This is a genomic window from Streptomyces gilvus (assembly GCF_022513565.1).
GTDB lineage: Bacteria > Actinomycetota > Actinomycetes > Streptomycetales > Streptomycetaceae > Streptomyces > Streptomyces gilvus.
In genome coordinates this window covers 14,199-32,093 of sequence record NZ_JAKWBE010000044.1, presented here as the reverse complement: position 1 = coordinate 32,093, position 17,895 = coordinate 14,199, and the positions used below count along the sequence as shown (strand labels likewise).

Below are 17,895 nucleotides of genomic sequence, written 5' to 3'. Positions count from 1 at the left end.
GCGCCGCGTCTTGGGTGGCGTGCAGCGTCAAGGCTCCATCGGCGGCAGCGCCGCGATCCGCATCCGTGTGACGGGAGGTGTCCTCCTCGTCGCACACCTCGCGTTCGTCGCCTGGCTCACGCTGCGTCCGCTGGACGTGCCCTGGGTGCAGCCGCCCAATCTGCGCCCCCTGGCCGGCATCCGGGCCGACCTGACGCTGGGGTGGCCGGCGGCGGCCCACCGCATCGCCGAGGGCGTCGCCCTGCTCGCCCCGCTCGGGGTCCTGCTCCCGATGACCCACGGCAGGCTCGGCGCCTCCCCGCTCGCCTCCCTGGTCCGTACGGTGGCCGCGGGCGCCTTTGTCTCGCTGGGCATCCTGATCCTGCAGACGGGGGTGCCGGGCCGGGTCCCGGACATCGACTCGCTGCTGCTCAACACGGTGGGGGTGGCCCTCGCCCACCTCGCCGTCGTCCCCGCCTCCCGGGTCCGGCTCCGTCGCAGGTCCGAACGGCGGGAGCGGGCGGCCCTCCGCCAGGAGGAAGCGGCTCAGGGTCCGACCCCGACGTTTCCCAGGGTCGGGATGGCTCCGTAGTGTGACGTTTTGCGAGCTTCGGGTACGTAGCGTCGAAGGCAGTCGGGGAGGCCGTACGGGCCCCTCGGAACCAGCCGTACAACGCGAAGGAGCCGCACATGTCCGCCCTCGTCCGCCCCACCAACGGCCGCATGATCGGCGGAGTGTGCGCCGGTCTGGCCCGTCGCTTCGGCACCTCCGCGACCACGATGCGGGTGATCTTCCTGCTGTCGTGTCTGCTGCCGGGCCCGCAGTTCCTGCTCTACATAGCGCTGTGGATCCTGTTGCCCTCGGAGGGGAAGGCGGCCCGCACCGCCTGGTAGTCCCGGAGCATGTACGCCGACGGGGCGCGCCCCGTGTCCAGGAGGTGCGCCCCGTCGGCGTGTTCGGGCGGGCCGGTTCAGCCCGAGCGGGATGTTCAGCCGAGCGGGAGGCCGTTCATCGCCAGGCCGTGGGTGGGCAGGCCGGTCTGGCCCACGGGGAGCCCGCCGAGCAGTCCGGCGACGGGCGCGACCGCCTCGCCGGCACCCGGCAGCGCCTTGGAGACGTTCTCCGTCGGCAGCGTCCTGGTGACGGTGTCCAGCGCCCCGGAGGTGTCCGGGAGCGCGGGGGCGGCGTTCGCGGCGCCGGCACCGACGGCGGCGAAGGCGGCACCGAGAGCGGCGACACCGAGGGTCTTGGCAGCAGACTGCTTCATGAAATGCGTCCTCGAAATGGGATGAGGGAGAATGCGAGCGGTCCACGACCGTAAACATGCCGACCCGCCCGCCGCAAACATCGAAATGCGGACGGGCTGTGAACACCCGCCCGCACTCCCCGCACCCCGCTGTCCCCCGATCAGCCCTCGATGTCCGCGGAACCGCTGGTGGAGGCCGTTTGCTGGAACAGCCATTCGGACTTGAGCTCGGCATATCCGGGCTTGACGACGTCATTGATCATCGCCAGTCGTTCATCGAAAGGAATGAACGCTGATTTCATCGCATTGACGGAGAACCACTGCATGTCGTCGAGCGTGTAACCGAACGCGTCGACAAGGTGCTCGAATTCCCGGCTCATGCTGGTGTTGGACATCAGCCTGTTGTCGGTGTTCACGGTCGCCCGGAAGTGCAGCCGCCTCAGCAGCCCGATCGGGTGCTCGGCGTAGGAGGCGGCGGCGCCGGTCTGGAGGTTGGAGCTGGGGCACATCTCGAGCGGGATGCGCTTGTCCCGTACGTAGGACGCGAGCCGGCCGAGCTTCACCGTGCCGTCGGCGTGCACCTGGATGTCGTCGATGATGCGCACCCCGTGCCCGAGCCGGTCCGCGCCGCACCACTGCAGGGCCTGCCAGATCGACGGCAGCCCGAAGGCCTCGCCCGCGTGGATGGTGAAGTGGTTGTTCTCGCGCTTGAGGTACTCGAAGGCGTCGAGGTGCCGGGTGGGCGGGTAACCGGCCTCCGCGCCCGCGATGTCGAAGCCGACGACGCCGAGATCCCGGTAGCGGTTGGCGAGTTCGGCGATCTCCAGGGCGCGGGCGGCGTGCCGCATCGCGGTGAGCAGGGCGCCGACGCGGATGCGCCGGCCGTTCTCGCGGGCGGTCCGCTCCCCTTCCCGGAAGCCCTCGTTGACGGCCTCGACGACCTCTTCGAGGCTGAGCCCGCCGTCGAGGTGCTGTTCGGGCGCGTAGCGCACCTCCGCGTAGACGACCCCGTCCTCGGCGAGGTCCTCGGCGCACTCGCGGGCGACCCGGACCAGGGCGTCCCGGGTCTGCATCACACCGACGGTGTGGGAGAAGGTCTCCAGGTACCGCTCCAGGGAGCCGGAGTCGGCGGCCTCGCGGAACCAGACGCCGAGCCGGCCGGGATCGGTCTCCGGGAGACGTGAGTAGCCCGTGTCGCGGGCGAGTTCGACGATCGTCCCCGGGCGGAGGCCGCCGTCGAGGTGGTCGTGCAGCAGAACCTTCGGCGCCCGGCGGATCTGGTCCGGCGTCGGGGTGTTCGAGATGGTCTGGCTCGTCATTTCCGCACTGTACCTCCTACGCGCGTAGACGACTCGGTGTACAACTCCGTCGATACGTAACGGTGACCGCATCACCTCTGGCGAGAGGGTCACCTCGCCCCCGATGCACTCAGGCCGATCTGCGCGCCGAGGGACGGCGCCTGCTCGCCGCAGGGACTGCGGAGAGATAAAACGCCTGCGGAGCCCACATAACACCGCGCACGTCGCGGCGGCGGGCGATGAAACAGGAACCACGTGGCGGAGCAGCCGCCCGCAACCCTGGTCATCAGGCCAGGGAGGAGTCCAAACTGTTCTGTCATGGCACACCAAGCGACGCCGGTTCGACGGGCCCGGCTGGGGAGGGCACTCGGCCCGGAGCCGACGGCGGTGAGCGGAGCGGTGCTGCTGCTCCCCGGCGGCGACGAGGAGTCCGACCGCAGACCGTCCACCGTGCTCGCCACGGCCTCCGTACGGACGCTGGGCCGCCGGCTGGCCCGCGCGGGCCGGGAGCAGGGCCTCGCCGCGCATGTCGTCCACTACCGGTACCGGGGGTGGAACGGCAGCGAGGCGCACCTGGCGCAGGACGCCTCCTGGGCCGCGGACGAGGTCGTACGGCGCTACGGCGACGTCCCCGTCTGCCTCGTCGGGCTCGACATGGGCGGCCGGGCCGCGCTCCGGGCGGGCGGGCACGAGGCCGTCAACTCCGTGGTGGCGATCGCCCCTTGGCTTCCCGAGGACGACGTGGCGGCCTCGCCCGAACCGGTGAAACAGCTCGTCGGGCGGCAGGTGCTGATCGTGCACGGCACCAACGACGACGTGTGCGACCCCGAGTTGTCCTTCCGGCTGGCGGCCCGGGCGAAGAAGGCGAACCGGGAGGTGTGCCGGTTCGAAGTGCACTCCGACGGACACGGGTTGCACCAGTACCGGGCGGAAGTGCAGGCGCTCGCCGAGGACTTCGTGATGGGCGCGCTGTTCGGCGGGGTGGTCTCGCGGCCCGTCCAGGACGCGCTGGCGGCTCCGCCGCCGCTGGGGCTGCGGATGCCGCTGGCCGTCGGGTTCGGAAAATCGTTGGGCCGGTGAGCTGGTCGTTGGGCCGGTGATCTAGGAGGGGAGCAGGCCGCCCCTCCTGGACAGCAGGAACTTCTTGAAGGCCGCCACCGGGGGTGTGTCCGGATGGCCGTCGAGCCAGGCCACGCCGATCTCGCGGGCCGCCCTCGGGGACGTGACGGTCAGCTCCACGACCCCGGGGCGGGGGAAGGCCGGTGGGGGCAGCAGGGCGACGCCCAGGCCCGCCGCGACCAGGCCCCTGAGGGTCTCCGCCTCCTCCCCCTCGAAGGCGATCCGGGGCCTGAAGCCGGCCTCCTTGCACAGGTCGTCCGTGATGCGGCGCAGGCCGTATCCCGGTTCCAGGGTCACGAAGGTCTCGTCGGCGGCTTCCGCGAGGCGGACGCGTCTGCGGGCGGCGAGGCGGTGGTCGGCGGGGACGACCAGACGCAGTTTCTGTTCGTCGAGGCGGCGGGCGACGAGGTCGGGGGCGTCCGGGACGGGCGAGGTCAGACAGAGGTCCAGCTCGCCCGCGCGGAGTTTCTCCAGCATGGCCTCGCCGTAGTTCTGGACGAGGCTGAAGCGGACGCGGGGATGGTCGACGCGGAAGGCCTGGATGAGGCCGGGGACGGTTTCCGCGCCCATGGTGTGCAGGAAGCCGAAGGCGACCTTGCCGCTGGTCGGGTCGGCGTCGGCGCGTACCTCGTCGGCGGCCCGTTCGATCTCGGCGAGGGCACGCTCGACGGAGGCGAGGAAGGTGCGGCCGGCCGGGGTGAGGGAGAGGGTGCGGCCGTGGCGGGCGAACAGGTCGACGCCGAGGTCCTGTTCGAGGCGGACCATCGCGCGGGAGAGCGTCGACTGGGGGACCTGGAGTTCCTGGGCGGCGCGGGTGACGTGCTCGGTGCGGGCGACGCCGGCGAAGTGGGCGAGGCGCGGGGCGAGCAGCATCGCCATGTCCGCGGTGTCTTGTGTGTCACTGGTCGGTGACAGGCGGGCCTGTGAACTCGGTTGATGCACCATGGGAACGATTATGGGGATTCCGTGCATTGGACGGATGAGCGGGGCGTACGTAGCTTCGAGGCATGTCTCCCGCCAGTACCGGGGCGTCCACCGCCGTGGGCGCCACCAGGCCCGTCCCCGTCGTCGACTCCCGTATGGCCCCAGGTGGGCCCGGCTATCGCCGGATGAGTTTCGCGCTGTTCCTCGCCGGGGTCGCGACCTTCGCGCTGCTGTACTCCACGCAGGCCCTGCTGCCGCTGATCTCCGGTGAGTTCGGGGTGGCGGCGAGCGAGGCGAGCTGGACGGTGGCGGCGGCGACCGGCGGACTGGCGCTGTTCGTGCTGCCGATGAGCGCGCTGTCGGAGCGGTTCGGGCGCCGTACGGTGATGACCGCCTCCCTCGCGGTGGCGGTGACCGTGGGACTGCTGGTGCCGTTCGCTCCCTCGCTGGGCGTGCTGGTGGTGCTGCGGGGTCTGCAGGGCGCCGCGCTGGCCGGGCTCCCGGCGTCCGCGACGGCGTACCTCGCCGAGGAGGTCCGGCCGAAGGCCCTGGTCACGGCGATCGGGCTGTTCGTGGCGGGCAACAGCGTCGGCGGGATGAGCGGCCGGGTCGTCACCGGCTGGGTCGCGCAGGAGTGGGGCTGGCGGGTCGCGGTGGGCGTCATCGGGGTGATCGCCGTCGTCTGCGCGGCCGCCTTCCGGATGCTGCTGCCGGCGCCGGCCCACTTCGTCGCCGGTTCGCTGCGGCCGCGGGTCCTGGCCCGGACGGTCCGCGACCACCTCTCCGACCCGCTGCTGCGCCGGCTGTACGCGATCGGCGCGCTGTTCATGACGGTGTTCGGCGGGGTCTACACGGTCATCGGCTACCGCCTGACGGAGGCCCCCTTCTCGCTCCCCCAGGGCATCATCGGGTCGATCTTCCTGGTGTACCTGGTGGGCACGGTCTCGGCGTCGACGGCCGGGCGGCTGGTGGGCCGGCTGGGCCGCCGCGGGGCCCTGTACCTGGCGGGCGCTACGACCGCCACGGGGCTGCTGGTGTCGCTGGCGCCGTCGCTGCCGCTGGTCCTGCTGGGCCTGGTGCTGATCACGGCGGGCTTCTTCGCGGGCCACGCGGTCGCCTCCTCGGCCGTGAGCAAGACGGCCACGACCGGGCGCGCGCAGGCGTCGGCGCTGTACCAGTCGGCGTACTACGTCGGCTCCAGCGCGGGCAGCACGGTGGGCGCGACGGCCTTCCACGCCGGGGGCTGGGCCGGGACGGTCGGCGTCGGACTGCTGGCGGTCCTGGGGGTCGTGACGATCACGGTGTTGGGCACGCGGGCGGCGAGGGTCGCCGCGCGCCGCCCGGTCACGGCGTAGCCCCTTTCCGCCCACCCCCTGCCACCTGCGCCTTTCCCCGCTCGACACGCCATTGTCAGTGCCCTGCGGTAGCTTCCGAAGTGCTGGGCGCAAAGGCGCGACACAGAACGGCCACAGGGGTGGGTGGACGATGAGTGAGAGCACGGCGGGGACCGCGACGGCGGACCTGGACCTCAAGCTGGAGAAACACCGCGTCGAGCTGACCGGCTACTGCTACCGCATGCTCGGCTCGTCCTTCGAGGCCGAGGACGCGGTGCAGGACACCATGGTCCGCGCCTGGCGGAGCTACGAGAAGTTCGAGGGCCGCTCCAGCCTGCGTTCCTGGCTCTACCGCATCGCGACCAACGTCTGCCTCGACATGCTGACCGCCGGCAACAAGCGCGCCCGCCCGATGGACCTCAGCGAGTCGACCCCGCTCGCCCAGGCCGCCCTCTCCCCCCGCCCGGACAACACCTGGCTCGAGCCGATGCCGGACAACCGTGTGCTGCCCACGACCGACGACCCGGCGGAGGCGGCCGTCGCCAAGGAGTCCGTGCGGCTGGCCTTCATGGCGGCGCTGCAGCAGCTGCCCGCCAAGCAGCGCGCCGTGCTGATCCTGCGCGAGGTGCTGGCCTGGAAGGCGAGCGAGGTCGCGGAGCTGCTCGACACCTCGGTCGCCTCGGTCAACAGCGCGCTGCAGCGGGCCCGGGCCACCCTCGCCGACCGCGAGCAGGGCGACAAGACGGCCTCGGCGGCCGTCTCCGACCCTCTCGACGAGGAGCAGCAGAAACTCCTGGAGCGCTATGTGGCGGCCTTCGAGGGCTACGACATGACCGCTCTGACGGCCCTGCTGCACGAGGACGCGGTCATGACGATGCCGCCGTTCGACCTGTGGCTGACCGGCCACGACGACATCACGGGCTTCATGACCACGCTCGGCTCCGCCTGCGAGGGCTCCCGGCTGGTGCCGGTCCAGGTCAACGGCCTGCCCGGGTTCGCCCAGTACAAGCCGGACCCGGAAGCGGGCGGTTACGCGCCCTGGGCGGTGCAGGTGCTGGAGATCTCAGACGGCCGGCTCACCGGGTTCCACTTCTTCCTCGACACCAAGCGGTGGTTCCCGCTGTTCGGGCTGCCCCTCCACCTCGAAGCGGAGCCCGACCAGGTCGAGCAGGGCGCGTAGGGAGGGCGCCGGGTCCCGCAGCCGGATCCGTCCGCCGGCCCGCCGGGCGGCCAGCTGGAGCCGGGCCAGCAGGTCCACGGCGGCCAGCCCCGGAGGCCCGATGCCGGCGACGTCGACCACGACCACTCCCGCCCCGCCGGCCTCCAGCAGCGCCCGTACGTCCTCGCACAGCCCCGCCGCCTCGTCACGGGTGACGGGGCCGGGCAGCACGAGTACGGCGGGTGTCATGGCGTCCACGACCGGTTAGACCGGGCGGGCGGGTGGAACTCATCGGAGCGCACCGCCCACGAGGCGTGTCCACGGCGCACCGGACGGCGTCACGGCCGGCATCACGACGGTCGGCATCACGACGGTCGGAATCACATTGACCGCCCGCCGTCCCGCCCCGGAGGGTTGCCTGTATGCGCCACCGACCAGCACCGCCCCGGATACCCGACGTCCCCCTGCCCGTCCAGGAGGCGCCGTGCAGGGGGTGTTGACGGGATTCGCGGTGATCGCGGTCGTCATCGGGGTGGGGTACGTCATCGGCAGACAGGGGCATCTCGGCGAACACGGCCGGGAGGTGCTGACCAAGCTCGCCTTCCATGTGGCCTCCCCCGCCCTGCTGTTCACCACGCTCGCCCGGGCCGACCTGTCGGTGGTCTTCTCCAGCCGGCTGCTGGTGACGGCGATGAGCACGGCCGCCGCGGCGGGCGTCTTCGTCGCGGTGGGTGCCGCACGGGACTGGGGCGTGGGCCGCACCACCATCGGCGCGCTGTGCTCCAGTTACGTCAACTCGGGCAACCTCGGCATCCCGATCGCGGTGTACGTCCTCGGTGACGCCTCGCTGGTCGCGCCCGTCCTGCTCTTCCAGCTCATCGGAGTCACTCCGGTCGCCCTGACGATCCTCGACCTGTCCGGCAAGGGTGAGAAGGGCCCGCTGTGGCTGCGCCTGCTGACGCCCCTGCGCAACCCCATCGCGGTGGGCTCGCTGGCGGGCGTCGCGGTGTCGGCGCTCGGCGTGCAGGTTCCGGCCCCCGTCATGGACCCGCTCACCCTGATCGGCAACATGTCGGTCCCGGCGGTCCTGCTGGCCTTCGGCATCTCCCTGTGCGGCAGCACGATGCCGGGACGGGGCGCGGAGAGGGGGCCGGTCCTGCTCTCCGTGGCGCTGAAGGCGGTGGGCCAACCGGCGGCGGCCTGGGCGCTGGCGACCGGCGTGTTCGGACTGCGGGGCCACCAACTCCTCGACGTGGTGGTGACGTCGGCACTCCCGGCGGCGCAGAACCTGTACACGTACGCGAGCCGCTACCGGGTGGCCGAGGGCCTGGCGCGGGACTCGATCCTGCTGTCGACGTTGCTGTCGGTGCCGGTGCTGGTCGTTGTCGCCGCGTTGTTGGGGTGACTTAGGTCTCGGGGAACTCGCTGGTGTCGATGACGAGGTCGAAGGGCGCGGGGAGAGTGAGCAGTTCGCCGAACTTGGCAACGGCGAGCGGGCGGTAGACGTCTCCGTGCGGCTCTCCGTAGAGCGTCGCGGTGGGGCCCTCGGGAGCCCAGCGGTCGACCAGGAGGTAGAGCGGGATGCCCGCAGAGGCGTAGGCGGCCGGCTTGCTCACACGGTCGTGGCGGGCGTTCTTCCTGGACGTGACCTCCACGACGAGTTCGGCGACGGCGCCCGGCAGATAGGTGTCCGCCTTGGTGCACTCCTGGACCGGGGCCACCAGGATGTCCGGGATGAACATGCCCAGCCGCGAGGGGACGGCGATGGCCTGTGTCTGGAAGATCTCCCAGTCCTCGGGGATCACGGAGTACAGGCGACGCTGGATGCGGGCCGCGATCACGTTGTGACGGGGTGCGGGAGCAGGTGACACGGTGATGATCCCCTCGATGATCTCCACCTTGCTGCCCTCGGGCCAGTCCATCTCCTCCCAGAACCGGACGAGGTCGTCCCAGCTCTGCTCGGGGTCGTGGCCCACGGTGAGTGCGCTCATGGCGGTCTCCCTCGGTTGCGTCACCGATCCCAGCATGCCGAACGGGACCGGTGGCGGTCCACCGATCCCGTTCACTCGAAAGGGCCGCAACATCAGCGGCCTCCGGCCGCGGGCCCCTGGTCAGGCGATACGTTCCAGCACCACCGGCGACGCCGAGTAGGCCGTCCCCGCCGCCCCGATGTCGTACGAACCCTCCACCGCCCGGAGCGCGTACTCGAAGCGTTCGGGGGTGTCGGTGTGGAGGGTCAGGAGGGGCTGGCCCTCGGTGACCTGGTCGCCGGGCTTGGCGTGCATCTCCACGCCCGCGCCCGCCTGCACCGGGTCCTCCTTGCGGGCGCGCCCCGCGCCGAGGCGCCAGGCGGCGACGCCGATGTCGTAGGCGTCGAGGCGGGTCAGGACGCCCGTGGACGGGGCCTTGACGACGTGCTGCTCACGCGCCACCGGCAGCTCCGCGTCCGGGTCGCCGCCCTGGGCCGCGATCATGCGGCGCCAGACGTCCATCGCCGAGCCGTCGGCCAGGGCCTTCGCCGGGTCGGCAGCGCGGACGCCGGCCGCGTCGAGCATCTCGCGGGCCAGCGCGAGGGTCAGTTCGACGACGTCCGCGGGACCGCCGCCCGCCAGGACCTCGACCGACTCGCGGACCTCGAGGGCGTTGCCGGCGGTGAGGCCGAGCGGGGTGGACATGTCGGTGAGGAGGGCGACCGTCTTCACGCCGTGGTCGGTGCCGAGGCCCACCATCGTCGAGGCCAGTTCGCGGGCGTCGTCCAGCGTCTTCATGAAGGCGCCCGTGCCCACCTTCACGTCCAGGACCAGGGAGCCCGTGCCCTCCGCGATCTTCTTGGACATGATGGAGGAGGCGATCAGCGGGATCGCCTCGACGGTGCCGGTGACGTCACGGAGGGCGTAGAGCTTCTTGTCGGCGGGGGCCAGGCCGTCGCCCGCCGCGCAGATCACCGCGCCGGTGCCGTCCAGCACCGACAGCATCTCCTCGTTGGAGAGCAGTGCGCGCCAGCCGGGGATCGACTCCAGCTTGTCCAGGGTTCCGCCGGTGTGGCCGAGGCCGCGGCCCGAGAGTTGCGGGACGGCGGCGCCGCACGCGGCGACCAGGGGGGCCAGCGGGAGGGTGATCTTGTCGCCGACGCCGCCCGTGGAGTGCTTGTCGGCCGTCGGGCGGGACAGGGCGGAGAAGTCCATGCGCTCGCCGGAGGCGATCATCGCGGCCGTCCAGCGGGCGATCTCGCGGCGGTTCATGCCGTTGAGGAGGATCGCCATGGCGAGCGCGGACATCTGCTCGTCGGCGACCTCCCCGCGGGTGTACGCGTCGATGACCCAGTCGATCTGCTCGTCGCTGAGTTCGCCGCGGTCCCGCTTGGTGCGGATGACGGAGATGGCGTCCATGGCCATGGCGTGCGGTCCTTCCGTGGTTCAGAAAGTGTGCGGCCCCTCCGCTCGAGCCAAGGGGGAGGGGCCGTACGGGAGTTACCTGGTGAGATGGTCCGGGCCGAAGGCCTGGGGCAGCATCTCGGAGAGCGGGAGGATGCCCGCCGGGGTCTCCAGGAGCAGGTCGGAGCCCCCGAACTCGTACAGCAGCTGACGGCAGCGGCCGCACGGGACCAGGATCTCGCCCCGGCCGTCGACGCACGTGAAGTGCGTCAGCCGGCCGCCGCCGGTGCGCTGCAGCTCCGAGACCAGCCCGCACTCGGCGCACAGGCCGAGGCCGTAGCTGGCGTTCTCGACGTTGCAGCCGGAGACCGTGCGGCCGTCGTCGACCAGGGCGGCGACGCCGACCGGGTAGCCGGAGTAGGGGGCGTAGGCGTGCGTCATGGCCTCGCGGGCCAGCTCGCGCAGCGCCTCCCAGTCGACGGCGGCCGGCCGGGTCACTTGCCCTGGCCCTTGCGGTAGCGCATGCCGTCGGCCTTCGGCATCCTCAGGCGCTGCGCGGACAGCGACAGCACGAGCAGGGTGACGACGTACGGCGTGGCGCCGACGAAGTCGCTCGGGACCTCGTCGGTGACCAGGTACCAGAGCAGGACGAGCGCGCCCACGAAGAGGCTGATGCCGCCCTGCCAGTGGGCCTTCTTGTACATCTTCCAGCCGGCCATCGCCACGAGCAGCACGACCAGCAGGAGCAGCAGCGCGTGCACGGTCTGGCCGCCGTTGCGCAGCTGCAGCGCGTCGGAGTAGCCGAACAGGCCCGCGCCCATGGCGAGTCCGCCGGGCCGCCAGTTGCCGAAGATCATGGCCGCGAGACCGATGTAGCCGCGGCCGCCGGTCTGGCCCTCCAGGTAGATGTGCGAGGTGACCAGCGCGAGGAACGCGCCGCCGAGGCCGGCCAGGCCGCCGGAGACGGCGACGGCCGCGTACTTGTACTTGTAGACGTTGACGCCGAGGGACTCCGCGGCGACCGGGTTCTCGCCGCAGGAGCGCAGCCGCAGACCGAACGGCGTGCGCCACAGCAGCCACCAGCTGCCGATGAACAGCGCGAAGGCCAGGATCGTGATCACGGACAGGTTGGTGACCACACCGCCGAGGATGCCGGCGATGTCGGAGATCAGGAACCAGTGGTGCTTCTCGACGGACTGCAGGGCGTCGGACAGGCCCGGGATGTCGAAGTTGGGCAGCGAGCCCACCGGCGGGGACTGCTTGGGGTTGCCGCCGGCGTCGGCCGCCTTGCCGTTGGTGAAGAACAGCTTGGCGAGGTACTGGGTGGTGCCCAGCGCGAGCAGGTTGATCGCGACACCGGAGACGATGTGGTCCACGCCGAAGGTGACGGTGGCGACTGCGTGCAGCAGTCCGCCGAGGACGCCGAAGCCGACGCCGCACAGCAGGCCGAGCCAGGGGCTGGACTGCCAGCCGATCCAGCCGGCGCCGAAGGTGCCGAGGATCATCATGCCCTCGAGGCCGATGTTGACCACGCCGGAGCGCTCGGACCACAGGCCGGCGAGTCCGGCGAGGCCGATCGGCACGGCGAGGCTCAGCGCGGCGCTGACCTGTCCGTCGGAGGTGAGCTGGTTCGCCCCGGTGATGACGCGGACCGCGGCGACGAGCAGCAGGGCGCCGGCGACGATCATGAGGATCTGGCCGAGCGGACGGCCCGACCGGGTGCGTTCGGTGTCCGCCTTGGGGGCCGCGGGCGGCGGCGTGTCGGTCATCGTGGCACTCATCACGCCACCTCCTGCTTCTCGGTCGGGGCGGCGGCCTGGGCGGCGAGTTCGGCGCCGACCCGCTGCTGCTGGCGCTTGAGGCCGTAACGTCGTACGACCTCGTAGGCGATCACGACGCACAGGACGATCACGCCCTGGATGACGCCGAGGATCTCCTTGTCGTAGCCCTGGAACTCCAGGTGGTTGGTGGTGCGCTCCAGAAAGCCCCACAGCAGGGCGCCCAGCGCGATGCCGATCGGGTTGTTGCGGCCGAGCAGGGCGATGGCGATGCCGGTGAAGCCGATGCCGGTCGGGAAGTCGTTGCTGAACTGGTGGCTGTCGTTGAGCAGGGTCGGCATGCCGATCAGACCGGCGATGGCGCCGGAGATGAGCATGCTGGTCGCGATCATCTTCTTCACGGACACACCGCTCGCGGCGGCCGCGCTCTCGGACTGGCCGACGGTGCGCAGGTCGAAGCCGAACCGGGTGCGGCCGAGCACGAACCAGTACGCGACGCCGACGAGCACGGCGATGAAGATGAAGCCCCACAGCTCGCCCGCCGGGCCGGTGTTGATCTGGAAGAAGTACGCGTCCGAGTGCAGCGGCTTGGTGGAGACGACCGTGCCGCCGGCCTGGAGTTCGGCGAGCTTCCCGGGCTGGAGGAGGTAGGCGATGATCGCGGTGGCGATCGCGTTGAGCATGATCGTCGAGATGACCTCGCTGACGCCCCGGGTCACCTTCAGGACGCCCGCGATGCCCGCCCACACCGCGCCGGTGCCCATCGCGCACAGGATGATCAGCGGGATGGAGATCCAGCCGGGCGTGGTCAGCGCGCCGCCGAGGACGGCGGCGAAGAAGGCGGCGATGCGGTACTGGCCGTCGACGCCGATGTTGAACAGGTTCATGCGGAAGCCGATGGCCACCGCGACACCCGCCAGGTAGTACGTCGTCGCCTTGTTGAGGATGTAGACCTGGCTGTCGCTGGCGGTGCCGTAGGTCACCATGTCGCTGAAGGCGTCGAACGGGTTCTTGCCGGTGGCGAGGATGACCAGGGTGGTGACGACGAGCGCGGCGACGATCGCGAGCAGCGGGGCCGCGATGCCGAGGAGCAGCCGCTCCTTGTCGATGCGTTGGGTCAGCTTGTTCATCGGGCGTCGTCCTCTGTGTGCTCCAGGTGGCCGGTGGCCGCACCCGTCATGGCGGAGCCCAGCTCCTCGGGGGTGATGGTGGCGGGGTCGGCGTCGGCGACCAGTCGGCCGCGGTACATCACCCGCAGGGTGTCGGACAGGCCGATGAGCTCGTCCAGGTCGGCGGAGATCAGCAGCACCGCCAGGCCCTCGCGGCGGGCCTCGCGGATGTGGTCCCAGATCGCGGCCTGCGCGCCGACGTCCACGCCCCGGGTGGGGTGGGCGGCGATGAGCAGCTTGGGCGCGTGGCTCATCTCGCGGCCGACGATCAGCTTCTGCTGGTTGCCGCCGGAGAGGGAGGCGGCGGTGACGTCGATGCCGGGGGTGCGGACGTCGTACGCCTCGATGATGCGCTCGGTGTCGCCGCGGGCGGCCCTGATGTCGAGCAGCTGGCCGCGGGAGTTGGGCTTCTCGGTGACGTGGCCGAGGATGCGGTTCTCCCACAGCGGGGCTTCGAGGAGCAGGCCGTGGCGGTGGCGGTCCTCGGGGATGTAGCCGACGCCGGCCTCGCGGCGGTGGCGGGTGGGGACGTGGGAGATGTCGGTTCCGTCGAGGGCGATCGTGCCGGAGTTCAGGGCACGGATGCCCATGATGGCCTCGACCAGTTCGGACTGGCCGTTGCCCTCGACGCCGGCGATGCCGAGGACCTCGCCCTTGTGGATGGTGAAGGCGATGTCGTCGAGGACGGTCCGCTCGACGCCGTCGAGGTCGGTCTGGGCCAGGCGCAGGCCGTCCACCTTCAGCAGCGGGACGTCCGTGACCGTGGACTCCTCGGTCTCCGGCGTGGGCAGTTCGCTGCCGACCATCAGCTCGGCGAGCTGTTTGGTCGTGGTGCCGGCCGGCTTCACCGTGCCGACGGTGGTGCCGCGGCGGATGACGGTGATCTCGTCGGCCACGGACAGGACTTCGCCGAGCTTGTGGGAGATGAAGATGACGGTGAGGCCCTCGGCCTTGAGCTCGCGCAGGTTGTCGAAGAGGGCGTCGACCTCCTGCGGGACGAGGACGGCGGTGGGCTCGTCGAGGATGAGGGTCTTCGCGCCGCGGTAGAGGACCTTGAGGATCTCCACGCGCTGGCGGTCGGCGACGCCGAGCTCCTCCAGCAGGACGTCGGGGCGCACGTTGAGCCCGTACGCGTCGGACAGCTCCTTGATCTTGCCGCGGGCCTTGGCGCCGATGCCGTACAGCTTCTCCGCGCCCAGGACGACGTTCTCCAGGACGGTGAGGTTGTCGGCGAGCATGAAGTGCTGGTGCACCATGCCGATGCCGCGGGCGATGGCGTCGGCGGGGTTGTGGAAGACGACGGTCTCGCCGCCCACGGTGATGGTGCCCTCGTCCGGCTGCTGCATGCCGTAGAGGATCTTCATCAGGGTGGACTTGCCGGCGCCGTTCTCACCGCACAGGGCGTGGACGGTTCCCGTGCGGACGGTGATGTCGATGTCCTTGTTGGCCACGACACCGGGGAAACGCTTGGTGATGCCGCGCAGTTCGACGGCAGCGGGAGGGCTGGACGCGTTGATGGCGCACTCTCCTCGGGGAAAAGGGGCTGCGTAGGGGAGGGCAGGCGTCGGCGACGCTTAGGGCCTGGCCGGCGGATCATGCCGGTGTCGCGGGGCCTGGCACGCCCATCTGCGGCGTTGTCGTCGGTTGCCGACGCTCCGCGTCGGCGCCCTCCTCCGCCTTGCAGCTGGACGCACCAGGCCCCGCTCACCCGCGTTGACAAGGTACCGCTGCTGGGAACCGGCCTGATCCGCCGGCCAGGCCCTGGCGCGGCAACTCCGTGCTACACGCGTAGAGTTGACACATTGTTATGGCTCGGCGAGGGGGTTGGCGTGCGCCCCCTCACCGAGCCTCGGTCCGGCGGGAACCGTCGGGTCAGCTGGTCTTGACCTTGACGGTGCCGTCGACGATCTTCTTCTTCGCGGCGTCCAGCTGGGCCTTGATGTCGTCGATGTAACCACCGCTGGTGGCCAGGCCGACACCGCCCTTGGCGAGGGAGTAGACCTGGTTGCCGGTCAGCGGCTTGCCGTCGTGCACGGACTTGATGAAGTCGTACACACCGACGTCCACGTTCTTGACCATCGAGGTGAGGATCGAGGTCTTGTACGCGGCCAGACCCGGGATGTTGTACTGGTCCGAGTCCACGCCGATCGCCCAGGCGCCCTTGACGCCGTGGACGGCCTCGATCGCGCCGTTGCCGGAGGAGCCGGCCGCGGTGTAGATCACGTCGGCGCCGTTGTCGAGCATGCCGGACGCGGCCTCCTTGCCCTTGTCGGGGCTGGAGAAGCCGGACAGGTCCGAGCCGTGCGTCAGGTACTGCACGTCCACCTTGACCTTGGCGTTGGTGTCGTGCACGCCCTGGACGTAGCCCGCCGCGAACTTCTTGATCAGCGGGGTGTCGACACCGCCGATGAAGCCGACGTGGTCCTTCTTGGTCTTCAGCGCCGCCGCCACACCGGCCAGGTAGGAGCCCTGCTCCTCGGTGAAGGTGATGCTGTCGACGTTCGGGGAGGTCGCGACCGAGTCGATGAGACCGAAGCTGACCTTCGGGAACTGCTTGGCGACCTTGTCGACCGAGGTGGCGTAGGAGAAGCCGACCGCCACGATCGGGTTGTAGCCGGCGCTGGCCAGGTCGGTCAGGCGCTGCTCGCGGTCGGCCTCGGTGTCGGAGGTCTTCGCGGTCAGCTCCTTGATGGAGCCGCCGAACTCCTTCTCGGCCCTGTCGGCGCCGCGCGCGGCGGAGTCGTTGAAGGAGCGGTCACCGCGGCCGCCGACGTCGTAGGCGAGGCCGATCTTGATGCCCTTGCCGCCGCCCGAGGCCGAGGCGGAGGACGAGCTGCTGTTGCTGTCGGACGAGGTGCTGCCACAGGCTGTGGCAGTCAGTGCGAGAGCTGCGGTGGCGATACACGCAGCGGAAAGCTTGGCTACCCGGCGCACGGGAAGGCTCCTTCACCTGACCTGAGCGCCTTGTCGGCGCTTCATGTGAGCACCATGCCAGTGCTCGGGCCCGGACGCCCCTGCGGCGTAGGCTTCGCGGCATCGTAACGCGCGTAGATGTCAGAAAAAGACCTCTTCCGAAGCCGTTATCGATTCGAGGCAAACAGTGTCTGAACTCCGGGTCTTCGGCCCTCACACGCCGTGATTTCGAAGAGTGCACGATTGGCTTACAACCATGTTGCGCCGGGCAGCGCAACGGCCCCCGAAGGGGCCGTCGGTCACCCGCGGGTCACTCCGCCGCGTCCAGCAGGGCCGCCGCCGTGAACAGCTCCACACCGACGGTGATGGCCGACTCGTCGGCGTCGAAGTCGCCCTGGTGCAGATCGCGCACGGTCCGCTCGCCGGGGGTGCGCACCCCGAGCCGGGCCATGGCGCCCGGGACGTGCTCCAGGTACCAGGAGAAGTCCTCGCCGCCCAGGCTCTGCTCGGTGCCCTCGACCGAGAGGTCGCCGCGGCGGGCGGTCATGGCCGCGCGCAGCAGCTCGGTGACGTCCGGGTCGTTGACGACGGGCGGGACACCGCGGACGTAGTTGATCTCCGACTTGGCTCCGTGCAGGTTGGCGACCTCGTCGATGGCGGCGACCACCAGGTCCGGGGCCTGCCGCCAGGCGCCGAGGTCGAGGCAGCGGACGGTCCCGGAGAGCTCGGCGTGCTGCGGGATCACGTTCGGGGCGTGGCCGGACTCGATACGGCCCCAGGTGATGGCGAGACCGGCGCGTGTGTCGACCCGGCGGGCGACCAGCGCGGGCACGTCGGTGACGACCCGGGCGGCGGCGGTGACCAGGTCGGTGGTCAGGTGCGGACGGGCGGTGTGGCCGCCGGGGCCGTCGAGCGCGACCTCCAGACGGTCGCAGGCGGAGGTGATGGCGCCCTCGCGCAGTCCGATGCGGCCGGCGTCCAGCCGGGGGTCGCAGTGCAGGGCGAGGATCCGGCCCACGCCCTCCAGCGCCCCGCACTCGATCGCGTCGGCCGCGCCGCCGGGCAGGACCTCCTCGGCGGGCTGGAACAGCAGCCGGACCGGGCGCGGCAGCCTGCCCTGCCGGTGCATCTCGGCGAGCACGAGGCCGGCGCCGAGCACGACGGTGGTGTGCACGTCGTGACCGCAGGCGTGCGCGCGGTCGGGCACGGTGGAGCGGTAGGCGCACTCGGTCTTCATGTCCGGGATGGGCAGGGCGTCGATGTCGGCGCGCAAGGCCAGCATGGGGCGGCCGCCGTCCCAGTCCCCGATGTCACAGATGAGCCCGGTTCCCAGCGTGAGCACCCGCGGCTTCAGGCCCGCCTTCTCCAGGCGGGCCTTGATCGCGGCGGTGGTACGGAACTCCTGGTTGCCCAGCTCGGGGTGCATGTGCAGATCGCGGCGGAACTCCACGAGCTCGGCACGCAGCGACTCGGGCAGCGTGCCGGGGAGCTCGGCATCCCCGGGAGCGACGGCTTCGGACTCCAGTGACATCAGTTGCTTCACCCTCTAAAGGCTATGACGCCGGGACGGCCGGGCGACCTCGATCAACAAAACTTCAACC

The 17,895-nt window shown here is 71.0% G+C and carries 18 protein-coding genes; 6 read left to right on the top strand and 12 right to left on the bottom strand.

The genetic code is table 11. The features are described from left to right. Positions 1 to 19: 19 nt before the first annotated feature. Both MKW14_RS38240 and MKW14_RS38235 read left to right on the top strand, forming a co-directional pair. On the top strand, positions 20 to 571 hold the full coding sequence (locus MKW14_RS38240) for a VanZ family protein (protein WP_240871037.1): 552 nt from the start codon (positions 20 to 22) through the stop codon (positions 569 to 571). Positions 572 to 669: 98 nt separating this feature from the next. Then, the gene (locus MKW14_RS38235; RefSeq protein ID WP_133049972.1) at positions 670 to 873 is read left to right on the top strand and encodes a PspC domain-containing protein; all 204 of its coding nucleotides are present in this window, start codon (positions 670 to 672) and stop codon (positions 871 to 873) included. Between the two features lie 95 nt (positions 874 to 968). On the opposite strand, the gene MKW14_RS38230 is transcribed toward MKW14_RS38235, so the two are convergent. After that, complete coding sequence (locus MKW14_RS38230) at positions 969 to 1,247, bottom strand: ATP-binding protein (RefSeq protein WP_240871034.1); 279 nt, start codon at positions 1,245 to 1,247, stop codon at positions 969 to 971. A 140-nt stretch (positions 1,248 to 1,387) separates the two neighbouring features. After that, on the bottom strand, positions 1,388 to 2,545 hold the full coding sequence (locus MKW14_RS38225) for an adenosine deaminase (protein ID WP_240871032.1): 1,158 nt from the start codon (positions 2,543 to 2,545) through the stop codon (positions 1,388 to 1,390). Positions 2,546 to 2,842: 297 nt separating this feature from the next. On the opposite strand from MKW14_RS38225, the gene MKW14_RS38220 reads away from it, so the two are divergent. Continuing rightward, a complete protein-coding gene (locus MKW14_RS38220) occupies positions 2,843 to 3,604 on the top strand; it encodes an alpha/beta hydrolase (RefSeq protein ID WP_240871030.1) in 762 nt (253 codons plus the stop codon). 21 nt (positions 3,605 to 3,625) lie between these two features. Here the strand turns inward: MKW14_RS38220 and MKW14_RS38215 are convergent, their stop codons facing one another. Next, positions 3,626 to 4,588, bottom strand: a complete 963-nt coding sequence (locus MKW14_RS38215) for a LysR family transcriptional regulator (RefSeq protein WP_240871029.1) — start codon at positions 4,586 to 4,588, stop codon at positions 3,626 to 3,628. A 62-nt stretch (positions 4,589 to 4,650) separates the two neighbouring features. On the opposite strand from MKW14_RS38215, the gene MKW14_RS38210 reads away from it, so the two are divergent. Further along, positions 4,651 to 5,922 carry an MFS transporter gene (locus tag MKW14_RS38210; RefSeq protein ID WP_240871028.1) on the top strand — a complete coding sequence of 424 codons (1,272 nt, stop codon included), beginning with the start codon at positions 4,651 to 4,653 and terminating at the stop codon, positions 5,920 to 5,922. Between the two features lie 130 nt (positions 5,923 to 6,052). After that, the gene (locus tag MKW14_RS38205; RefSeq protein ID WP_240871026.1) at positions 6,053 to 7,081 is read left to right on the top strand and encodes a sigma-70 family RNA polymerase sigma factor; all 1,029 of its coding nucleotides are present in this window, start codon (positions 6,053 to 6,055) and stop codon (positions 7,079 to 7,081) included. Here the strand turns inward: MKW14_RS38205 and MKW14_RS38200 are convergent. Next, positions 6,965 to 7,309 carry an STAS domain-containing protein gene (locus tag MKW14_RS38200; RefSeq protein WP_240871022.1) on the bottom strand — a complete coding sequence of 115 codons (345 nt, stop codon included), beginning with the start codon at positions 7,307 to 7,309 and terminating at the stop codon, positions 6,965 to 6,967. The two genes, MKW14_RS38205 and MKW14_RS38200, sit on opposite strands and share 117 nt — an antisense overlap. A 235-nt stretch (positions 7,310 to 7,544) precedes the next feature. Between MKW14_RS38200 and MKW14_RS38195 the strand changes: the two genes are divergently transcribed. Beyond that, the gene (locus MKW14_RS38195; RefSeq protein ID WP_240871019.1) at positions 7,545 to 8,465 is read left to right on the top strand and encodes an AEC family transporter; all 921 of its coding nucleotides are present in this window, start codon (positions 7,545 to 7,547) and stop codon (positions 8,463 to 8,465) included. A 1-nt stretch (position 8,466) separates the two neighbouring features. On the opposite strand, the gene MKW14_RS38190 is transcribed toward MKW14_RS38195, so the two are convergent. The 8 genes from MKW14_RS38190 to MKW14_RS38155 form a co-directional block, all read right to left on the bottom strand. Then, a complete protein-coding gene (locus MKW14_RS38190) occupies positions 8,467 to 9,051 on the bottom strand; it encodes a Uma2 family endonuclease (protein WP_240871017.1) in 585 nt (194 codons plus the stop codon). 120 nt (positions 9,052 to 9,171) lie between these two features. Further along, complete coding sequence (locus tag MKW14_RS38185) at positions 9,172 to 10,455, bottom strand: thymidine phosphorylase (RefSeq protein ID WP_240871015.1); 1,284 nt, start codon at positions 10,453 to 10,455, stop codon at positions 9,172 to 9,174. A 75-nt stretch (positions 10,456 to 10,530) separates the two neighbouring features. Further along, positions 10,531 to 10,932, bottom strand: a complete 402-nt coding sequence (locus MKW14_RS38180) for a cytidine deaminase (protein WP_240871013.1) — start codon at positions 10,930 to 10,932, stop codon at positions 10,531 to 10,533. Further along, on the bottom strand, positions 10,929 to 12,215 hold the full coding sequence (locus tag MKW14_RS38175; protein ID WP_240871011.1) for an ABC transporter permease: 1,287 nt from the start codon (positions 12,213 to 12,215) through the stop codon (positions 10,929 to 10,931). The genes MKW14_RS38180 and MKW14_RS38175 overlap by 4 nt, the downstream gene beginning before the upstream one ends. Next, positions 12,215 to 13,342 (bottom strand): ABC transporter permease, encoded by a 1,128-nt coding sequence (locus MKW14_RS38170; RefSeq protein ID WP_240871008.1) that lies wholly within the window; start codon positions 13,340 to 13,342, stop codon positions 12,215 to 12,217. The genes MKW14_RS38175 and MKW14_RS38170 overlap by 1 nt, the downstream gene beginning before the upstream one ends. After that, positions 13,339 to 14,832, bottom strand: a complete 1,494-nt coding sequence (locus tag MKW14_RS38165) for an ABC transporter ATP-binding protein (protein WP_240871006.1) — start codon at positions 14,830 to 14,832, stop codon at positions 13,339 to 13,341. Before MKW14_RS38165 ends, MKW14_RS38170 begins: the two co-directional genes overlap by 4 nt. Before the next feature lie 421 nt (positions 14,833 to 15,253). After that, the gene (locus tag MKW14_RS38160) at positions 15,254 to 16,315 is read right to left on the bottom strand and encodes a BMP family lipoprotein (RefSeq protein WP_240871003.1); all 1,062 of its coding nucleotides are present in this window, start codon (positions 16,313 to 16,315) and stop codon (positions 15,254 to 15,256) included. Positions 16,316 to 16,604: 289 nt separating this feature from the next. Beyond that, positions 16,605 to 17,825 (bottom strand): M20 family metallopeptidase, encoded by a 1,221-nt coding sequence (locus MKW14_RS38155; RefSeq protein ID WP_240871063.1) that lies wholly within the window; start codon positions 17,823 to 17,825, stop codon positions 16,605 to 16,607. Between the last annotated feature and the right edge of the window lie 70 nt (positions 17,826 to 17,895).